17 protein-coding genes and 1 other RNA gene are annotated in these 18318 nt (G+C 71.9%); 15 read left to right on the forward strand and 3 right to left on the reverse strand.

Annotated elements, in window-relative coordinates; all coding sequences use genetic code 11:
• Positions 1–40 precede the first annotated feature (40 nt).
• On the forward strand, positions 41–1288 hold the full coding sequence (locus ACWG52_RS23020; protein ID WP_389816186.1) for a serine/threonine-protein kinase: 1248 nt from the start codon (positions 41–43) through the stop codon (positions 1286–1288).
• Positions 1289–1535: 247 nt separating this feature from the next.
• Here the strand turns inward: ACWG52_RS23020 and ACWG52_RS23025 are convergent, their stop codons facing one another.
• Entirely contained in the window at positions 1536–2537 is a 1002-nt protein-coding gene (locus ACWG52_RS23025; RefSeq protein WP_386129569.1) for an isopenicillin N synthase family dioxygenase, read from the reverse strand.
• A gap of 316 nt (positions 2538–2853) precedes the next feature.
• On the opposite strand from ACWG52_RS23025, the gene prfB reads away from it, so the two are divergent.
• On the forward strand, positions 2854–3963 hold the full coding sequence (prfB, locus tag ACWG52_RS23030) for a peptide chain release factor 2 (protein WP_375942208.1): 1110 nt from the start codon (positions 2854–2856) through the stop codon (positions 3961–3963).
• A gap of 121 nt (positions 3964–4084) precedes the next feature.
• On the opposite strand, the gene ACWG52_RS23035 is transcribed toward prfB, so the two are convergent.
• On the reverse strand, positions 4085–4276 hold the full coding sequence (locus ACWG52_RS23035) for a hypothetical protein (RefSeq protein ID WP_030724207.1): 192 nt from the start codon (positions 4274–4276) through the stop codon (positions 4085–4087).
• Positions 4277–4510: 234 nt separating this feature from the next.
• Here ACWG52_RS23035 and ftsE point away from each other — a divergent pair, with 234 nt between their 5' ends.
• From ftsE to ACWG52_RS23070, 7 genes are all read left to right on the forward strand, one after another.
• On the forward strand, positions 4511–5200 hold the full coding sequence (ftsE, locus tag ACWG52_RS23040; RefSeq protein WP_030011324.1) for a cell division ATP-binding protein FtsE: 690 nt from the start codon (positions 4511–4513) through the stop codon (positions 5198–5200).
• Between the two features lie 17 nt (positions 5201–5217).
• The gene (gene ftsX / locus ACWG52_RS23045; RefSeq protein ID WP_030724208.1) at positions 5218–6189 is read left to right on the forward strand and encodes a permease-like cell division protein FtsX; all 972 of its coding nucleotides are present in this window, start codon (positions 5218–5220) and stop codon (positions 6187–6189) included.
• A 67-nt stretch (positions 6190–6256) separates the two neighbouring features.
• Positions 6257–7447 carry a S41 family peptidase gene (locus ACWG52_RS23050; RefSeq protein ID WP_389816193.1) on the forward strand — a complete coding sequence of 397 codons (1191 nt, stop codon included), beginning with the start codon at positions 6257–6259 and terminating at the stop codon, positions 7445–7447.
• A gap of 18 nt (positions 7448–7465) precedes the next feature.
• The gene (smpB, locus tag ACWG52_RS23055) at positions 7466–7951 is read left to right on the forward strand and encodes an SsrA-binding protein SmpB (RefSeq protein ID WP_030774276.1); all 486 of its coding nucleotides are present in this window, start codon (positions 7466–7468) and stop codon (positions 7949–7951) included.
• A gap of 82 nt (positions 7952–8033) precedes the next feature.
• Positions 8034–8422, forward strand: a transfer-messenger RNA (tmRNA) gene (gene ssrA / locus ACWG52_RS23060).
• 134 nt (positions 8423–8556) lie between these two features.
• Positions 8557–8904 carry a hypothetical protein gene (locus ACWG52_RS23065; RefSeq protein ID WP_033224455.1) on the forward strand — a complete coding sequence of 116 codons (348 nt, stop codon included), beginning with the start codon at positions 8557–8559 and terminating at the stop codon, positions 8902–8904.
• The gene (locus ACWG52_RS23070; RefSeq protein ID WP_371587854.1) at positions 8901–9164 is read left to right on the forward strand and encodes a hypothetical protein; all 264 of its coding nucleotides are present in this window, start codon (positions 8901–8903) and stop codon (positions 9162–9164) included. Before ACWG52_RS23065 ends, ACWG52_RS23070 begins: the two co-directional genes overlap by 4 nt.
• Here ACWG52_RS23070 and ACWG52_RS23075 read toward each other — a convergent pair.
• Positions 9148–10368: an MFS transporter gene (locus tag ACWG52_RS23075; RefSeq protein ID WP_390169317.1), complete on the reverse strand. Its 1221-nt coding sequence runs from the start codon at positions 10366–10368 to the stop codon at positions 9148–9150. The two genes, ACWG52_RS23070 and ACWG52_RS23075, sit on opposite strands and share 17 nt — an antisense overlap.
• 97 nt (positions 10369–10465) lie before the next feature.
• Between ACWG52_RS23075 and ACWG52_RS23080 the strand changes: the two genes are divergently transcribed.
• The 6 genes from ACWG52_RS23080 (at position 10466) to ACWG52_RS23105 (ending at position 17924) form a co-directional block, all read left to right on the forward strand.
• On the forward strand, positions 10466–11428 hold the full coding sequence (locus ACWG52_RS23080; protein WP_389816198.1) for a LysR family transcriptional regulator: 963 nt from the start codon (positions 10466–10468) through the stop codon (positions 11426–11428).
• Between the two features lie 96 nt (positions 11429–11524).
• A complete protein-coding gene (locus tag ACWG52_RS23085) occupies positions 11525–12895 on the forward strand; it encodes a nitrate/nitrite transporter (protein ID WP_390169292.1) in 1371 nt (456 codons plus the stop codon).
• 95 nt (positions 12896–12990) lie between these two features.
• Positions 12991–14166 (forward strand): uroporphyrinogen-III synthase, encoded by a 1176-nt coding sequence (locus ACWG52_RS23090; protein WP_389816203.1) that lies wholly within the window; start codon positions 12991–12993, stop codon positions 14164–14166.
• A 9-nt stretch (positions 14167–14175) separates the two neighbouring features.
• Positions 14176–14727: a GNAT family N-acetyltransferase gene (locus tag ACWG52_RS23095; RefSeq protein ID WP_389816206.1), complete on the forward strand. Its 552-nt coding sequence runs from the start codon at positions 14176–14178 to the stop codon at positions 14725–14727.
• 214 nt (positions 14728–14941) lie between these two features.
• Positions 14942–15502: a CGNR zinc finger domain-containing protein gene (locus ACWG52_RS23100; RefSeq protein ID WP_375941395.1), complete on the forward strand. Its 561-nt coding sequence runs from the start codon at positions 14942–14944 to the stop codon at positions 15500–15502.
• Between the two features lie 115 nt (positions 15503–15617).
• Positions 15618–17924 carry a HelD family protein gene (locus ACWG52_RS23105; RefSeq protein WP_375941397.1) on the forward strand — a complete coding sequence of 769 codons (2307 nt, stop codon included), beginning with the start codon at positions 15618–15620 and terminating at the stop codon, positions 17922–17924.
• Positions 17925–18318 lie beyond the last annotated feature (394 nt).

The raw sequence follows: 18318 nt of genomic DNA on the forward strand, positions 1-18318 counted from the left end.
CGTAGCTTTGGTGCGTACGCCAGCCGCTGAGGGAGCAGTCGTGGCACGGAAGATCGGCAGCCGGTACACCGCGCACCAGATCCTGGGGCGCGGCAGCGCGGGCACGGTGTGGCTGGGCGAGGGGCCTGACGGGCCCGTCGCCGTCAAACTGCTGCGCGAGGACCTCGCGTCCGACCAGGAACTCGTCGGACGGTTCGTCCAGGAGCGCAGCGCGCTGCTCGGCCTGGAGCATCCGCACGTCGTGTCCGTCCGCGACCTCGTCGTGGACGGCAACGACCTCGCCCTCGTCATGGACCTGGTCCGCGGTACGGACCTGCGCACGCGCCTCGACCGGGAGCGGCGGCTCGCCCCGGAGGCGGCCGTGGCCATCGTCGCGGACGTCGCCGACGCGCTCGCCGCGGCGCACGCGGCGGGGGTCGTCCACCGGGACGTCAAGCCGGAGAACGTCCTGCTGGACATGCAGGGCCGGCTGGGCCCCGGTGGCTCGCACCCGGCGCTGCTGACCGACTTCGGTGTGGCCAAGCTCATCGACTCCCCGCGGCGGGCCTCCACGGGCCGCGCCTCGGCCCCCACGACCCGGATCATCGGCACCCCGGACTACCTGGCGCCGGAGATCGTCGAGGGCCTGCCCCCGCGGGCCGCGGTGGACATATACGCCCTGGCCACGGTGCTGTACGAGCTGCTGGCCGGATTCACCCCCTTCGGCGGGGGCCACCCGGGCGCGGTCCTGCGGCGGCACGTGACGGAGACGGTCGTCCCGCTGCCGGGGATCCCCGACGAGCTGTGGCAGCTCATCGTGCAGTGCCTGGCCAAGGCCCCGGCCTCGCGGCTGCGGGCCTCGGAGCTGTCGGTGCGGCTGCGGGACCTGCTGCCCCTGCTGGCGGGCATGCCGCCGCTGGACGTGGACGAGCCGGACGACGCGGATCCGGACCCCGAGCCCGCGGAGGAACCTGCGGCCGACCCGGTCCGGCGGCGGGGCGTGGTCCCGCTGGTGCCGGGCTCCGCGACCGACTCCAACCGGGACACCCACACCTCGATGCGCGTGCCGGGGCCGGACGAGCTGGCGGGCGGGGCGCTGGGCACCGCCCGGGTCCCGCGCCCGGCGGGCGGCCACCGCCCCGGCTCCGCCCGCCACCGGGCGGAGGCGGCCCGCAAGCGGAGGCTGGCCTTGTCCGCCGGAGCGGTGGCCTTGGTGGCGGCGGTCGGGCTGGGTACCTGGCTCGCGGTCTCGGGAGACGAGGCCCCGCCGCCGCAGGACAGCAAGCAGTCGGTACCGCGGGTTCCGTAGCGTCGTGCGGCGCCGGGGGTTCGGGGGCTCCGCCCCCCGGACCCCCGCGCCTCAAACGCCGGCGGGGCTGAAACAGCGGGGCTCCGCCCGAACCCCGGTCCTCGAACGCCGGACGGGCTGGAAAATCCAGCCCCGCCGGCGATTGAGCAGGGGGCACCTCCCAGCGGTAGCTGGGGGAGGGTCCGGGCGGAGCCCAGGAGGCTCCGCGCAGCGGATACGGTCACGCCCGCCACACGGCCGGGGGCGGTTACACCGAGGCCAGTTCCGGGTGCCAGCGCCGCGCCACGGCCGGGTGGGCGCGGACCCAGCCCTTCAGTTCGTTGCGGCCGTACTGGGCGTGCAGCGGGTTCGACTCGTCGTGCGCGACACCGGGCGCCGAGCGCAGGTATGCGCCGGGGACGGTCTCGATCACCGCGTCGAGCCGCGGGTTGTAGAAGAACGGCACCGAGTACCGCTCCACCGCGCCCGGCGGGCTGACGACCCGGTGGTCCGTCGCCGTCAGGTAGCCCTCGGTCGCGATCTCCAGCAGCTCGCCCAGGTTCACCACGAACGCGCCCGGCATCGGCGGTACGTCCACGTAGCCGCCGTCGCGGACCACCTGGAGGCCGCCCACCGAGTCCTGCAGCAGGAGCGTCAGGAACCCGTAGTCCTTGTGCGCGCCGACTCCCTGGTCGGCGCCGGAGGGGGCCGATCCGGGGTAGCGGATCAGCTTGGTGTGCAGGTGCGGGCGGTCCGCGAAGGCCTCGTCGAAGAAGTCCGCCGGGGCGCCGATCGACACGAGGAGCTCCTGGAGCAGGCGGTGGGCCACCGCCGCGAGCCGGGACTGCCAGTCCAGGACCACCGTACGGAGCTCCGGGAGGGCGGCGGGCCACTGGTTCGGGCCCTCCAGCCACAGGAACGCCGGGTCGTCCGGCCCCACGACCGGTGCCGGGCGCTCCGCGCCGACGTCCAGCTGGTCCCGCCAGTCGGAGGCGCCGCCGGTCAGCTCGTGGCCGATCCGGGTGTACCCGCGGAAGTGCGGGGAGTTCAGATTGCTGACGGCGAGCCGGTCGGCCTCCGGGAGGGCGAAGAAGGCCCTGGTCAGCTCCAGGATGCGGGCGCTCTCGGCGGCGGTGACGCCGTGCCCGGTCAGGTGCAGGAATCCGGTGTCCCTGGCAGCCGCGTGCAGCTGCTTCAGGAAGCCGGCCCGCTGGGCCGGGTCGTCGGCCTGGGAGAGGTCGAGGACGGGGAGAGAGTGCGCGGACGGCATGACGGCTCCGTTTCGGATGTCACGGGGTCCTGTTCCCCAAAGGTGGTGGGGGCCGCGGGCGGGGGGAGGGTCTCCGACGGGGATGGTGCCGGGACCACGGGGGCCGCGTACAGGACCAAGTCGGATCGTGGTGGATCAGGCTTGGGTTCGGTCCGGCGGCGGACAGCTCGTCGTCGTGACACGCATGTGGTCCACATGGCGGCGCTTGACGAGGAGAACGGTCATACGGAGAGCGTACGCCTGTGCGATCCATCATCAGAACGGGTGATTCGGCCTGCCCGGACGGCGTCCTCCGGGGACCGGCTACGCTGGACCCGTGGCAGTCGTCGATGTTTCCGAAGAGCTGAAGTCCCTCTCCTCGACCATGGGGTCGATCGAGGCCGTCCTGGACCTCGACAAGCTGAGGGCAGATATCGCCGTGCTCGAGGAGCAGGCCGCCGCGCCGTCCCTGTGGGACGACCCGGAGGCCGCCCAGAAGATCACGAGCAAGCTTTCGCACCTCCAGGCGGAGGTCCGGAAGACCGAGACCCTGCGGGGGCGCATCGACGACCTCGCGGTGCTCTTCGACCTCGCCCAGGAGATGGACGACGCGGAGACCCTGGCCGAGGCCGAGGCCGAGCTGGTGTCCGTCCGCAAGGCGCTGGACGAGATGGAGGTCCGGACCCTGCTCTCCGGCGAGTACGCCGAGCGCGAGGCCCTGGTCAACATCCGTGCCGAGGCCGGCGGCGTGGACGCCTCCGACTTCGCCGAGCGCCTGCAGCGCATGTACCTGCGCTGGGCCGAGCGGCACGGCTACTCCACCGAGATCTACGAGACCTCGTACGCGGAAGAGGCCGGCATCAAGTCGACCACCTTCGTCGTCAAGGCCCCGTACGCCTACGGAACCCTCTCCGTCGAGCAGGGCACCCACCGCCTCGTGCGCATCTCGCCCTTCGACAACCAGGGCCGCCGCCAGACCTCCTTCGCGGGCGTCGAGGTGCTCCCGGTCGTCGAGACCAGCGACCACGTCGAGATCGACGAGGCCGAGCTGCGCGTCGACGTGTACCGCGCCTCCGGCCCCGGCGGCCAGGGCGTCAACACCACCGACTCGGCGGTGCGCATCACGCACATCCCGACCGGCATCGTCGTCTCCTGCCAGAACGAGCGCTCGCAGATCCAGAACAAGGCCAGCGCGATGAACGTCCTCCAGGCCAAGCTGCTGGAGCGGCGCCGCCAGGAGGAGAAGGACAAGATGGACGCCCTCAAGGACGGCGGCAGCTCCTGGGGCAACCAGATGCGCTCCTACGTCCTGCACCCGTACCAGATGGTCAAGGACCTGCGGACGGAGTTCGAGGTCGGCAACCCGCAGGCGGTGCTCGACGGCGAGATCGACGGCTTCCTGGAGGCCGGAATCCGCTGGCGCAAGCAGCAGGAGCAGACCGCGTAACGACGCGAGACGCGTGGAAGGGCCCGGACACCTGGTGTCCGGGCCCTTCTCGCGTGTGTGACGCGTGTGTGATCGGTACGTGGCACGGGGCCACGGGCACCACGGCCGGGGCGGTGGCGGTCTAGGCGGTGTGCTGGGCCACCAGTACCAGAGCTGTCACGAGGACCACCATGAGCGCGATGAGTGTCACGGGGTTCAGGCCGGAGAAGGGGCCCTCCTGCTGGAGGCGCTCCCGGTTCGCCCGGCACACCGGGCAGCGGCCCTGGCTGACGGGTGCGGCGCAGTTCGCGCACACGAGCCGGTCATATGTCATGCGCTCCTCCTCTCGTCCCCTCGTCTTCTGCTGCCTATAACGGCGTCGGGAACCGGAGCGTTCCCCCTACCACTGTGCCGGCTTCGCCGACATTCGGCGCGGCCCGTCCGGGCAATCAGGCTCCTGGGCGCCCGCACGCCGGGATAAATCGGGCAAGTCCGGAGGCCGGGTCCCCACCTCGCGCCCGTTCGCGTATGGTCACGCACACCTACTCCCGGCGACCGTGGTGCACCCGTGATCCGATTCGACAGTGTCTCCAAGTCCTACCCGAAGCAGAGCCGCCCCGCACTCAGGGAAGTCTCCCTCGACATCGCGAAGGGCGAGTTCGTCTTCCTGGTCGGCTCCTCCGGCTCCGGCAAGTCCACCTTCCTGCGGCTCATCCTGCGCGAGGAGCGGGCGAGCCACGGCCAGGTGCATGTCCTGGGCAAGGACCTCGCCAAGCTCTCCAACTGGAAGGTTCCGCAGATGCGGCGCCAGCTGGGGACCGTCTTCCAGGACTTCCGCCTGCTGCCCAACAAGACGGTGGCCGAGAACGTGGCCTTCGCGCAGGAGGTCATCGGCAAGCCGCGCGGTGAGATCCGCAAGGCCGTCCCGCAGGTCCTCGAACTCGTGGGTCTGGGCGGGAAGGAGGAGCGGATGCCGGGCGAGCTCTCCGGCGGTGAGCAGCAGCGCGTGGCCATCGCCCGCGCCTTCGTCAACCGCCCCGCCCTGCTGATCGCGGACGAGCCCACGGGCAACCTCGACCCGCAGACCTCGGTCGGGATCATGAAGCTGCTGGACCGGATCAACCGGACCGGCACCACGGTGATCATGGCCACCCACGACCAGCAGATCGTCGACCAGATGCGCAAGCGCGTCATCGAACTCGAACAGGGCCGACTCGTGCGCGACCAGTCGCGCGGCGTCTACGGCTACCAGCACTGAAAGGTCCCTGAGACGCAATGCGCGCCCAGTTCGTCATGTCGGAGATCGGCGTCGGTCTCCGTCGCAATCTCACCATGACCTTCGCGGTCATCATCTCGGTGGGCCTCTCGCTGGCCCTGTTCGGCGGCTCCATGCTCATGAGCGAGCAGGTGAGCAAGATGAAGGGCTTCTGGTACGACAAGGCCAACGTCTCGATCTACCTGTGCAACAAGCAGGACGCCCTGGAGGCGAGCGAGGCCGCGACCAAGAAGGCCGACGGTTCGGCGGGCGGCTCCACGGGCGTCACCACCTGCGCCAAGGGTGCGGTGACCGAGGAGCAGAAGAAGCAGATCCAGGCCGAACTCAAGCAGATGTCCCTGGTGAAGTCCGTCGCCTACGAGTCGGCGGACGAGGCGTACAAGCACTACCAGGAGCGGTTCGGGAACACGGCGCTCGCCTCCTCCATCACGCCCGACCAGATGCAGGAGTCCTTCCGCGTCAAGCTGAAGGACCCGGAGAAGTACAAGGTCGTCACCTCCGCCTTCGTCGGCCGTGACGGCATCCACACCGTCGACGACCAGCGTCAGGCCATCGACGACCTCTTCCGGATCCTCAACTACCTGAACATCGCCGCGCTCGCCATCATGCTGATCATGCTGATCGTGGCGCTGCTGCTGATCGTCAACACCGTGCGCGTCTCGGCGTTCAGCCGACGGCGTGAGACGGGGATCATGCGGCTGGTGGGCGCGTCCAGCTTCTACATCCAGGTCCCGTTCATCATGGAGGCGGCCGTCGCCGGCCTCATCGGCGCGCTGTTCGCCTGCGCCATGCTGATGTCCGGCCAGTACTTCGTGATCGACCACGGCGTCGGACTGCGGGACAAGATCCAGCTCATCGACTTCATGGGTTGGGGATCGGTGCTGGCCAAGCTCCCGTACGTGCTCTTCATCGGCCTCCTGATGCCCTCCATGGCCGCCTTCATCGCCCTGCGCAAGTACCTGAAGGTGTGACAAGCGCCCCGCGAGCGGTCCGGTCAACCACCCGTACCGGCGCGGGGCTTGTCCTAGACTCGGCGCCATGCTGGGCTTGCCGAGTATTCCCGCCTTCTGTCTGCGGCCCCGCGACCTTCGTCGCGGGGCCGTTCTGACGATGGCCTTCCTCGCCGCCGTCGGCACCGGTGCGTACACCGGCTGCTGGGACCGCGAGGAGGGCGCCGCGGTCGCCGCGGTCCCGGCGGGCGCCCCTACGGCCGAGGGCCCGCGCGAGGCGGGCACCGCCGACCGGGACGCGGTCGCCCGCGCCGTCGCCGAGGCCGTCGCCGAGGGCAAGTCCGGGAAGAAGGCGGCCCAGGAGGTCGTCAGCCGCAGCGGTGACCGCTGGGGCACCGTCTACGACCAGGGCGAGTACGCCGCCTTCGCCGAGGGCCTCGACGGCCACTGGACCGGCGTCGGGGTGTGGGCCGGACGGGCCCCCGACGGCATGATCAAGGTCGACAAGGTCCAACCCGGCAGCCCCGCCGCCCGGGCCGGACTCCGGGCCGGGGACCGGCTGCTGAGCGTCGACGGGCGCGCCGTGACGGGCCTGGCCGTGCCCGACGTGATCGCCCTGCTGCGGGGCGACGCCGGCACCCCCGTCGTGCTGAACCTGAGCCGGGACGGCGTCGACCTCACCGAGACCGTGCGCCGCGAGCAGCTGAAGACCGAGCCGGTGACCGTACGGCAGCGCCCGGACGGGGTCACCGTCATCAAGGTGGCCTCCTTCACCCGCGGTTCCGGCGACCGCGTCAAGGCGGCCGTCAAGGCGGCCCCGCCCGGCGAGGGGGTCGTCCTCGACCTGCGGGGCAACCCGGGCGGGCTGGTCACCGAGGCGGTCACCACCGCCTCCGCCTTCCTGGACGGCGGGCTCGTGGCCACGTACGACGTACGGGGCGACCAGCGGGTCCTGTACGCGGCGGAGGGCGGGGACACCGGCCGGCCGCTGGTGGCGCTGGTCGACGGCGGCACGATGAGCGCGGCGGAGCTGGTGGCGGGCGCCCTGCAGGACCGGGGCCGGGCGGTGGCCGTGGGCAGCCGGACCTTCGGCAAGGGCTCGGTGCAGATGCCGACCGAACTCCCGGACGGTTCGGTGGCCGAGCTGACGGTGGGCACGTACCGCACGCCGGCGGGCCGCAGCCTGGACGGCGGCGGCATCACCCCGGACGTGCCGGCGGGCGAGCGGGTCGAGGAACGGGCGGTCACAGTATTGGGTGGCCTCGGGGTGGGTCCGTAGTGCGAAAATGACCGCACTATGGCTAAGGAAAAAGGGCGCAAGCTGATCGCCCAGAACAAGAAGGCGCGCCACGACTACGCGATCCTCGACACCTACGAGTGCGGTCTCGTGCTCACGGGTACCGAGGTGAAGTCCATGCGCCAGGGCCGGGCCTCGCTGGTGGACGGCTTCGTGTCGGTGGAGAGCGGGGAGGCCTGGCTCTACAACGTGCACGTGCCGGAGTACAGCCAGGGCACCTGGACCAACCACAGCGCCCGGCGCAAGCGCAAGCTCCTCATGCACCGCGAGGAGATCGACAAGCTGGAGCGCAAGGCCGACGAGGCCGGTCACACGGTCGTGCCGCTGTCGCTGTACTTCAAGGACGGTCGGGCGAAGGTCGAGATCGCGCTGGCCAAGGGCAAGAAGGAGTACGACAAGCGGCAGACCATGCGGGAGAAGCAGGACACCCGCGAGACGAACCGGACGATCTCGGCGATCCGTCGCAAGCAGCGCGGCACGGTTTAATCACCTGGCACGCGGTGGTCCACTTCGCGTACCATGGCGTCAGCACCGCCCCCCGGGGTGGAGCAGCTTGTTAAAAAAACATGGGGATGATCGGTTTCGACAGCGGATGTCGATGCAGGGGAAGCGAGCCGAGGAAGCGGCAATGATCTCGCTAACCATATGTCGCAAACAATAATCGCCAACTCCAAGAGCGATAACTCCCGCTTCACCCTCGCTGCCTAATAACAGTGAGCTGAAGCCTCTGTGAGGAGCGTCAGCCCGGAAGTGGTCCCGGTCCGGATCCTGGCGTCAATTAGGGATCTAAACCTCTAGCCCCGGTCACGGGGGTTGGAGGGAAATCAAACAGTGACTGAGCCCGTCGGAGACTTGTCCGTGTGATCTCCGGGGCCGAGAAAAGCGCAGCGGACTGCGCTCGGAGAAGCCCTGCTTCTGCACCGTTGGACGCGGGTTCGATTCCCGCCATCTCCACTCATCCCATGTGGGCACAGGCCCCGCGGCCTCTCGGCTGCGGGGCCTTTGTCATGCGGGGAAGAGTCCGCGCTGTGCTCTCGGTGGCGGTACGGTGAGAAGCCCACTCCGGAGCGGAGTTCCAGCGAGGAGGACATGTGAGTACGCCGATCTCCGACGAGGGCGGGCCGCTGATCCCCATGCCGGAACTCACGCCCGCCGCCCTACGCGAGGCCGTCGCGAAGATCGCGCCCAGCCGTGTCCCCGGGTTGACGCAGCACCTCTTCGAGGCCACGACGAGCGCGCAGCAGGCACAGTCGCTCGCCCCACTGCGAGCCTTCATCCACTCATGGGCCGTATTCGTCGAGATCGAACGCCACCCCCGGCGGGCCGCACGTCTCCACGCTCTGGAACGGCTGGTGCAGGAAGGGGCCGAGGATCCCGGGCCGGCATTGGCCGAGATCCAGCAGATCCTCGACAAGGCAGAGGCCGAGACCGGCCTGTGAGCCACTGGACATGGGACTACAACACCGACGATTCGGCGCACATCACCGGCGGTCTGCCGCCCGGGGTGGTCGCGGAGGTCGAGCGGATCGCCACCGAATTGGCGGCGCTCGGCCGTGATGCCGAGGCCGTCGGCCGTCCCACCGGAAGAACCGGAGGTCTCCGCGAATTCGACATCCTCGGCGGGCGCGGGTTCATCAACTTCCTGGCCGTCCCCCGGCACGAGTGCGTCTACATCTGCGGCATCACCTGGTACGAGTGACGGCCCGGACGGATGCGAGTGCGAGGACGGCCGCAGCGGCCGGGAGGGCGTAGGCCGTCGTCGGGCCCAGGTGGTCGACCAGGGTGCCGCCCGTGGCCGCGCCCAGGGAGATGCCCGCGAGGATGGCGGTGACCGCCAGGGTCATGCCTTCGTTGAGGCGGCCCTTCGGGGTGAGCGCGTGGATCCGGGACATCGCCGTCACCATCGTCGGGGCCGTGGCCATCCCCGCCAGCAGCAGCGCGCAGGCCAGCGGGAAGAGCGCGCCCGTGCTCGCCGCGAGCCAGGGCAGGGTCATCGCCGCGGCCATGGCGATCAGGCAGGTGCGCAGGCCGCGCGGGCGCCGGATGCCGTAGAGCAGGCCGGCCGCGCAGGAGCCCGCCGCCTGCAGGGCCAGCACCGGGCCCGAGGCCGCGCCCAGTCCCAGGGCGTCGAGGTGGGCGATCGAGGCGATCTCCATCGAGCCGAAGACCACCCCCGTGGCGAGGAAGAGGGGCAGCAGCGGGGCCAGGGCGCGCAGCGGCGAGCCGTGCCGGGGCTCCGCCGACACCGGGGGCTGGGTGGCGCGGCAGGAGGTGAAGACCAGCATTCCCGTCAGCAGCAGGGATGCCGCGACGAGGGTGCCGGCCTCGGGGAACACCACCGAGCAGAGGAAGGCCGCCAGGACCGGGCCGAGCATGTAGCACAGCTCGTCGGCGGCCTGCTCGAAGGACATCGCGGTGTGGTGCGCGCCCGGGGAGTCCCGCAGCAGGTGCGTCCAGCGGGCGCGGGACATGCCGCCGATGTTGGGGGTGGTCGCGGTCGCCGCGTACGAGGCGAAGAGGGTCCAGGCGGGGGCGCCGCTACGGACGCACACCACCAGGGAGAGCGAGCCGAGGACGGCGATCAGGGTGGCCGGGACGGCGATCCGGGCCTGGCCGTGCCGGTCGACCAGTCGGGCGGTCCACGGCGCGACCAGCGCGGTGGCCGCCAGGCCGGTCGCCGTGACCGCGCCGGCGAGGGCGTACGAGCCGCGCTGGCCGGCGATCATCATGACCGCGCTGACCCCGAACATGCCCATGGGGAGGCGGGCGAGGAGGTTCCCGGCGGTGAACCCGCGCGTGCCCGGCAGCGCGAACAGGCGCCGGTAGGGGCCCGGCGGGCGCGGGGGAGTGCGGTCGGGGGCGGGCGGGGCGGCGAGGACGAGGGTGGTGCCGGTGACGGTCATGAGGGGCATGACCACCACCCTCGGCCGGGACCGGGTGCACCGTCCAACACCTGTTCGGAGGCCATTCACGCCGATCTGTTGTTAGTCTCCGGGGGTGATGCCCCGTGATGTGGACCCCCGGCTGCTGCGTGGGTTCGTCGCCGTGGCCGAGGAGTTGCACTTCACCCGGGCCGCCGCCCGGCTGTACGTCGCCCAGCAGGCGCTGAGCCGGGACGTACGGCGGCTCGAAGAGGCCCTCGGCACCACGCTGTTCGTCCGTACGACCCGCGCCGTCGAACCCACCCCCGACGGGGAACGCCTGCTGCCGCTCGCCCGACGGGTGCTCGCCGCGCACGAGGCCGTCGCCGCCGCCTTCGCCGCGCCCCGGCCGCTCCTCGTCGACCTGAACACCGACGGGCCGAGCACCGCGCGCACCGTGCTGGAGCGGGCCCGCGAGCTGGCCCCGGACTGTGAGCTGATGGCCCGCTGGGAGAGCGGACTGACCCACGCCGCCGACGAGGTCGCCGCCGGACGCCTCGACGTCTCCTTCGGGTACGCCGACGGACTGGACCCGGCACGGCGCTCGCGCATCGCCCACCGGCCCGTGCGCTACGAACCGCTCGCCGTGCTGCTGCCCGAGGGGCACCCGCTGGCCGGGCGGGCGACCGTACCGCTGGACGCGCTGGCCGGGGAGACCGTGTACGCGGGCGCCGGGAACCCGCGGACGTCGGAGTGGACCGGACTCGCGCGCGAACTGTTCGCCGGGCGGGGCATCCTGATGGCGCCGCCCGCGCCGGTGGCCATCGGCAAGGACGAGTTCGGCCGGGTCATGGCCAAGACCGGCAATCCGGTGCTGGTGACCGTCGACTTCGTCGACATGCCCGGGTCGGTGAAACGGCCGCTGGTCGACCCCGTACCGCTGTCCCCGCTGTCCATGGTGTGGCGGAAAGGTTTCAGCCACCCCGGACTCGAAGCCCTGCACCGGGCCGTGGCCGACCTCGGTGCCGCCCGCGGCTGGCTGGACGTGCCCCCGGCGAGCTGGCGCCCGGCCGCGCTCACAGGCGCCCCCGGCGGCGGGTGAGAGCAAGGTTTCCCGGCGGTCATCCGGCGGGGACCGGGGCCGAAACGCGCCGTTCCTACGGTCGTTCCACGGACGCGAGAGCTGTGGAGGCGTGTGATGACCGGTACGACCGCACCGCGCAAGGGGGGCCGCTGGATCGAGCGGTGGGACCCCGAGGACGAGACCTTCTGGAAGGAGACCGGGGAGCGGACCGCCCGCCGCAACCTCATCTACTCCGTCTTCTCCGAGCACATCGGCTTCTCCATCTGGTCGCTGTGGTCCGTGATGGTCCTCTTCATGGGACCGGCCTACGGCATCGACCCTGCCGGGAAGTTCTTCCTGATCGCCACCGCCACCCTGGTGGGCGCGATCGTCCGGGTGCCCTACACCTTCGCCGTCGCCCGCTTCGGCGGCCGGAACTGGACCGTCTTCAGCGCCCTGCTGCTGCTCGCGCCCACCGTCGCCGCGATCGTGGTGATGGAGCCCGGGACCTCCTACGGGACCTTCCTGGTCGTCGCCGCCCTCACCGGCGTCGGCGGCGGAAACTTCGCCTCCTCCATGACCAACATCAACGCCTTCTTCCCGCTCCGCAAGAAGGGCTGGGCGCTCGGCCTGAACGCCGGCGGCGGCAACATCGGCGTGCCCGTCGTGCAGCTCGCCGGACTGCTCGTCATCGCCACCGCCGGGGCCACGCACCCCCGCTACCTGCTGGCCGCCTACCTCCCGCTGATCGTGACCGCGGCGGTCCTGGCGGCCGTACGGATGGACAACCTGGCGCCCGTGCGCAACGACACCGGCGCCGTCCGCGAGGCGCTGAAGGACGCACACACCTGGATCATGGCGTTCCTCTACATCGGCACGTTCGGATCCTTCATCGGCTACAGCTTCGCCTTCGGCCTGGTGCTGCAGACCCAGTTCGGCCGCACCCCGCTCCAGGCCGCCTCGCTGACCTTCATGGGACCGCTGCTCGGATCGCTGATCCGGCCGGTGGGCGGGGCGCTCGCGGACCGGTTCGGCGGGGCGCGGATCACCCTCGGGACGTTCGTGGCGATGGCCGCGGCCACCGGTGTGGTGGTGTTCGCCTCCCAGCGGTCCTCGCTCCCGGTCTTCCTCGTCGGCTTCGTGGCCCTGTTCGTCCTGAGCGGGCTCGGCAACGGATCGACGTACAAGATGATCCCGGGCATCTTCCAGGCGAAGGCACTGGCGCGCGGCATGAGCGGCGAGAGCGCGGCCGCGTACGGACGGCGGCTCTCCGGCGCCTCGATGGGACTGATCGGGGCGGTCGGCGCGCTCGGCGGACTCGGCATCAACCTGGTCTTCCGGGAGGCCTTCCGCACCTCCGGCTCCGGAACGGCGGCCTTCGTCACCTTCCTCGGCTTCTACGCCCTGTGCTGCGCCGTGACCTGGGCGGTATACCTTCGCCGCCCCGTGGCCCCCGTGATCCACACGGTCGGGGTCGAGACGAAACCCCAGCTCACGTCGGTGTAACCGGGGCGAAATACGGGTGAACCGAGTCCGACACGACGTGTTGACAAGCTCGGTCCACCCGTACCGCCCCCACATGCGTCACTAGGCAGGTCACGATGGACGAGACGAACACCGGCCCGCTCGCGGGCTTCACCGTAGGGGTCACGGCCGCCCGCCGCGCGGACGAACTCATCGCGCTGCTGCGCCGTCGCGGGGCGCAGGTGCTGCACGCGCCGGCGCTGCGGATCGTGCCGCTCGCCGACGACAGCGAGCTGCTGGCCGCGACGAAGGAACTGATCGGCTGCGCACCGGACGTGGTCGTGGCCACCACCGCCATCGGCTTCCGGGGGTGGATCGAGGCGGCCGACGGGTGGGGCGTCGGTGAGGAACTGCTGGAACGGCTGCGCGCCGCCGAACTGCTGGCGCGCGGGCCGAAGGTGAAGGGCGCCATCCGGGCCGCCGGACTCACGGAGACCTGGTCCCCGGACTCCGAATCGCTCGCCGAGGTACTTCAGCGGCTGCTGACGGCCGGGGTGTCCGGCCGACGGATCGCGCTCCAGCTGCACGGGGAGCCGCTCCCCGGCTTCGTCGAGGCCCTGCGGGCCGGCGGGGCCGAGGTGGTGGTGGTCCCGGTGTACCGGTGGATGGCGCCGGAGGACCTCGCTCCGCTGGACCGGCTGCTCGACGCGATCGTCGGCGGCGGGGTGGACGCCGTCAGCTTCACCTCGGCGCCGGCGGCGGCCTCGCTGCTGTCCCGCGCCGAGGAACGAGGGCTGCGGGAGGCCGTACTGGACGCGCTGCGCGGCAGGCTGCTGTCCGCGTGCGTCGGGCCGGTGACCGCGCTGCCGCTGCAGGCGCACGGGGTGGACACGGTGCAGCCGGAACGGTTCCGGCTGGGCCCGCTGGTGCAGTTGCTCTGCAAGGAGCTGCCCGGCCGGGCCCGGGTGCTGCCGGTGGCCGGACACCGGGTGGAGATCCGGGGGCACGCGGTCCTGGTGGACGCCCTGCTGCGGCCCGTACCGCCCGCCGGAATGGCCCTGCTGCGGGCGCTGGCCCGGCGGCCGGGCTGGGTGGTGTCCCGCGCCGACCTGCTGCGGACGCTGCCGGGCGCGGGGCGGGACGAGCACGCGGTGGAGACGGCGATGGCCCGCCTGCGGGTGGCCCTGGGGGTCCCGAACCTGATCCAGACGGTGGTCAAGCGGGGGTACCGGCTGTCGCTCGACGCGGGCGGCGAGGCCAAGTACGGGGAACTCCCGGCCGACGTGGTGACGGCCCGGGGGGTCCTCGGCTAGCGTGCCGGGATGATCATTGCCGACGGGGTCGAGATGAGGGGCGTCGCGCTCGGCGACGCGGCGGGACTGGCCGAGACGTTCGCACGCAACCGGGCCTTCATGGCCCCCTTCGAGCCGGTCCGGCCGGACGCCTTCTACACGGAGGCCGGCCAGCGGGAACGGCTCGAAGGCGTGCTCGCCGAGCGGGACGCGGGGCGGCTCGTCCCGTACGTGTTCGTCGAGACGGCCACGGGCACGCCCGTGGGAGCGATCAACCTCGGCTCGATCGCGTACGGGCCGCTGTGCAGCGGCGGTGTCGGGTACTGGGTCGACCGGGCCTGGCACGGCAAGGGGCTGGCCACCGCGGCCGTGGCGGAGGTCTGTCGGGTCGCCCGCGACGAGCTGGGCCTGCACCGGGTGGAGGCGGGCACGCTGGTCGACAACGTGGCCTCGCAGCGGGTGCTGGCGAAGGCGGGCTTCGAGGAGTACGGCCTCGCGCCGCGCTTCCTGCACATCGCCGGCGCCTGGCGCGACCACCGCCTCTTCCAACGCCTCCTCCACGACGACGCCCCGCCCGGCTGACCGCCGCGCGGTTCGCCGGGCCCCTTTCAGCTGCTTCGGCCACCTTGAGCCTCGGCCGGGCCGTTTTCAGCCTCGCCGGCGAGGCTGGATTGCGCAGCCGGAGTCGCCGGCGAGGCTGGATCGGCGGGAGGGCGAGGCACCGGTTCGGGGGCTTCCGTTGGGACCCGTCGGGCGGCAGTCTGGTACGGCACCCCCACGACGGGAGGCTGACGGCATGCGGTTCGATACCGGGCGGGTCTGTCTGGACCTGGTGGCCACCTTCACCCCGCACGAGGGGATCCCGGACGGTGACGAGCTGCGGGTGTGGCTCGCCGGCGCCGGTCTGGTCCCCGATCGGACGCCACTGGCCCGGGTGGGGCCCGACTGGGCCGCGGCCTTCCGGTCCCTGCGCGCCGACGTGGAGACGCTCGTACGGGCGGAACTGCTCGGCACCGACCCGGACGAGAACGCCCTCGCCCGGGTCAACGCGCTGGCCGCCGGACCACCCCCGGGGCTGTGCGCCGTACGGGACCAGGAAGGTCACCTCGTAAGGGAGTTGTGCGGCGGCGTGGAGTGCGGCGCGCTGCTCGCGGCCGTCGCCCGGGACGCCGTCGAGCTGCTGACCGACCCCGGAGACCGGGCCCTGTTGCGGGCCTGCGCCGGCGACGGCTGCACCCGCGTCTACCTGGACACCTCCCGCGGCCACCGGCGCCGGTGGTGCTCCAGCGAGCGCTGCGGGAACCGGGAGCGCGTGGCCCGGCACCGGCGCCGGGCCCTGGCGGCCGGATCCGGGTGAGGGTCCTGGTACGAGGCGTACCACCCTGCGAGACCGGTTCCGGAACGGGCGTGCGGACAGGGGGCCGATTCGCGTACCTTTGACGGTCGCCCATGCACGTCAGAAGGGGGCCTTGGTGGCCGCGCAGAATGCCGCTGTCGACAGCACGGCGGATTCCGTCCGCGATCGGGAGATCGCGGTCGAGCAGACGCATCTCGACCAGGTGTACCGACGCCTTGAGGAGAAGATCCACGAGGCCGAGTTCCTGATGAACGACGCCGCCAAGCGCGGCCAGGTGGGTACGCCGGGCGCGCTCGCCGAGCGCGACGCCCAGGTCTTCCGCGCCGGTATCCACCTCAACCGGTTGAACAACGAGTTCGAGGACTTCCTCTTCGGCCGCATCGACCTGGTGCTCGGCAAGGACGGGGAGCGCGGCGCGGACGGCGCGTACACCTCCGTCGAGCCCGCCGACGACGCGATCCGCGAGGACCTCACCGCCGACATCGCCGAGACGCTGCACATCGGCCGCATCGGAGTCCTTGACTCCGACTACGCGCCGCTGGTCATCGACTGGCGGGCGCCGGCCGCCGCGCCGTTCTACCGCTCCACGCCCAAGGAGCCGGGCCGGGTCGTGCGCCGTCGCGTCATCCGTTCCAAGGGCCGCAAGGTGCTGGGCGTCGAGGACGACCTGATGCGCCCCGAGGTCACCGCCTTCCTGGACGGCGGGGAGCTCCCCGCCATCGGCGACGGCGCCCTGATGGCCGCCCTCGGACGGGCCCGCACGCACTCGATGCGCGACATCGTCTCCTCCATCCAGGCCGAGCAGGACCTGGTCATCCGGGCCCCCGCCGCCTCGGTGGCCGAGGTCGCGGGCGGCCCCGGCACCGGCAAGACCGCCGTCGCCCTGCACCGCGCCGCCTACCTGCTCTACCAGGACCGGCGCCGCTACTCCGGCGGCATCCTGATCGTCTCGCCGACCCCGCTGCTCGTCGCGTACACCGAGGGCGTGCTGCCCTCGCTCGGCGAGGAGGGCCAGGTGGCCATCCGGGCGCTGGGCTCGCTCGTCGACGGCGCGGAGGCCACCACCTACGACTCCCCGGCCGTGGCCCGTATCAAGGGCTCCTCCCGGATGCTCAAGGTGCTCCGCAAGGCCGTACGGGGCGCCCTGGAGCTCGGCGGTGCCCCCGACCGGCTGCGCGTGGTGGCCTTCGGCCGCCGCCAGGAGCTGGAGGCCGACGAGCTGAACCGCATCCGGCAGAACGTCCTCAGCGGCACCGCCCCGGTCAACCTGCTGCGCCCGCGCGCCCGCAAGCTGCTGCTCGACGCCCTCTACGCGAAGTCCGGCGGCGCCGGCCGGCACAGCGACCCGGAGCTGGCCGCCGAACTGCGCTCCGCCTTCGACGAGGACATCTCCACCGAGGACGCCTTCATCGGCTTCCTCGACGCCTGGTGGCCCGAGCTGACCCCGCGCGCGGTGCTCGCCGCGCTCGCCGACGAGCGGCACCTCGGCCGGTGGTCGCGTCGGGACCTCAACCCGCGCGAGAGCCGCCAGCTGGCCCGCTCGCTGCGCCGGGTGGGCCCGGACGGCAAGGGCCCCCTGTCGGTGCACGACGTGGCGCTGCTGGACGAGCTCCAGCTGCTGCTGGGCGCCCCGGCGCGGCCCAAGCGTCGGCGCGAGATGGATCCGCTCGACCAGCTGAGCGGGTTGGAGGAGCTGATGCCGACCCGCGAGGAGACGCAGTGGGAGCGGGCCGAGCGGCTCGCGGCGGAGCGCACCGAATACGCGCACGTCATCGTGGACGAGGCCCAGGACCTGACGCCGATGCAGTGGCGGATGGTGGGCCGCCGGGGCCGGCACGGCACCTGGACGGTGGTCGGCGACCCGGCGCAGTCCTCCTGGACGGACCCGGAGGAGGCGGCCGCGGCCCGGGACGAGGCCCTCGGGTCGCGCCCGCGCCGGCGGTTCACCCTGACGGTCAACTACCGCAATCCGGCCGAGGTCGCCGAGGTGGCCTCCCGCGTGCTGCGCCTGGCGATGCCCGGCATGGAGCCGCCGTCGGCGGTGCGTTCCACGGGCCTGGAGCCCCGCTTCACGGCCGCCGCGGGTGATCTCGGCACGGCGGTCCGGGAGGAGACCCGGCGGCTGTTGGAGCAGGTGGACGGCACCGTCGGCGTGGTCGTGGCGATGGACCGGCGGGCGGAGGCCGCGGGCTGGCTCGCGGACCTCGGTGAGCGGGCGGTGGCGCTGGGCAGCCTGGAGGCCAAGGGCCTGGAGTACGACGCCACGGTGGTGGTCTCCCCGGCGGAGATCGCGGACGAGTCCCCGGCGGGCCTGCGGGTGCTGTACGTGGCGCTGACGCGTGCGACGCAGCAGCTGACGGTGGTTTCGGCCGACCGGGACAAGCCCGACGCGGACGGGGTGCCGGAGCTGCTCCTGCCGTAGGGGGCTGCCCGCTCGGGGCCTCGTACGGCCGGATGGTCCGCGGCCAGGAGCATGGTGCGCGGATACGGGTACGAGTGGGGGGATCACTTTCGGCGATCCTTTGTTAGCCTGGATACGGCACCGACTCGATCCAAGCCCCCGGGCCCAACCTTCGTCGCTCAGAGCGACCACTTGCCGCGAGGCGAGCATGGCGGGTCGGTGTCTTCAACGTAGGAATCAACAGGTCCGCGTCCCCCACCTGTGGGGGGCGCGGACCTGTTTCGTATGACCCCACCATTCCGCACGCCCGGGGTATCTCGTATGGTGGAAGAGTCTTTCCGAATTTTGTAGCTGGTTACCTTGTACTGGCGGGTAGGTGGGACGATCGGACAACAGGTCCTGCCGCACTTGCTGT

The sequence above is a fragment of the Streptomyces sp. CLCI03 genome (assembly GCF_053615355.1).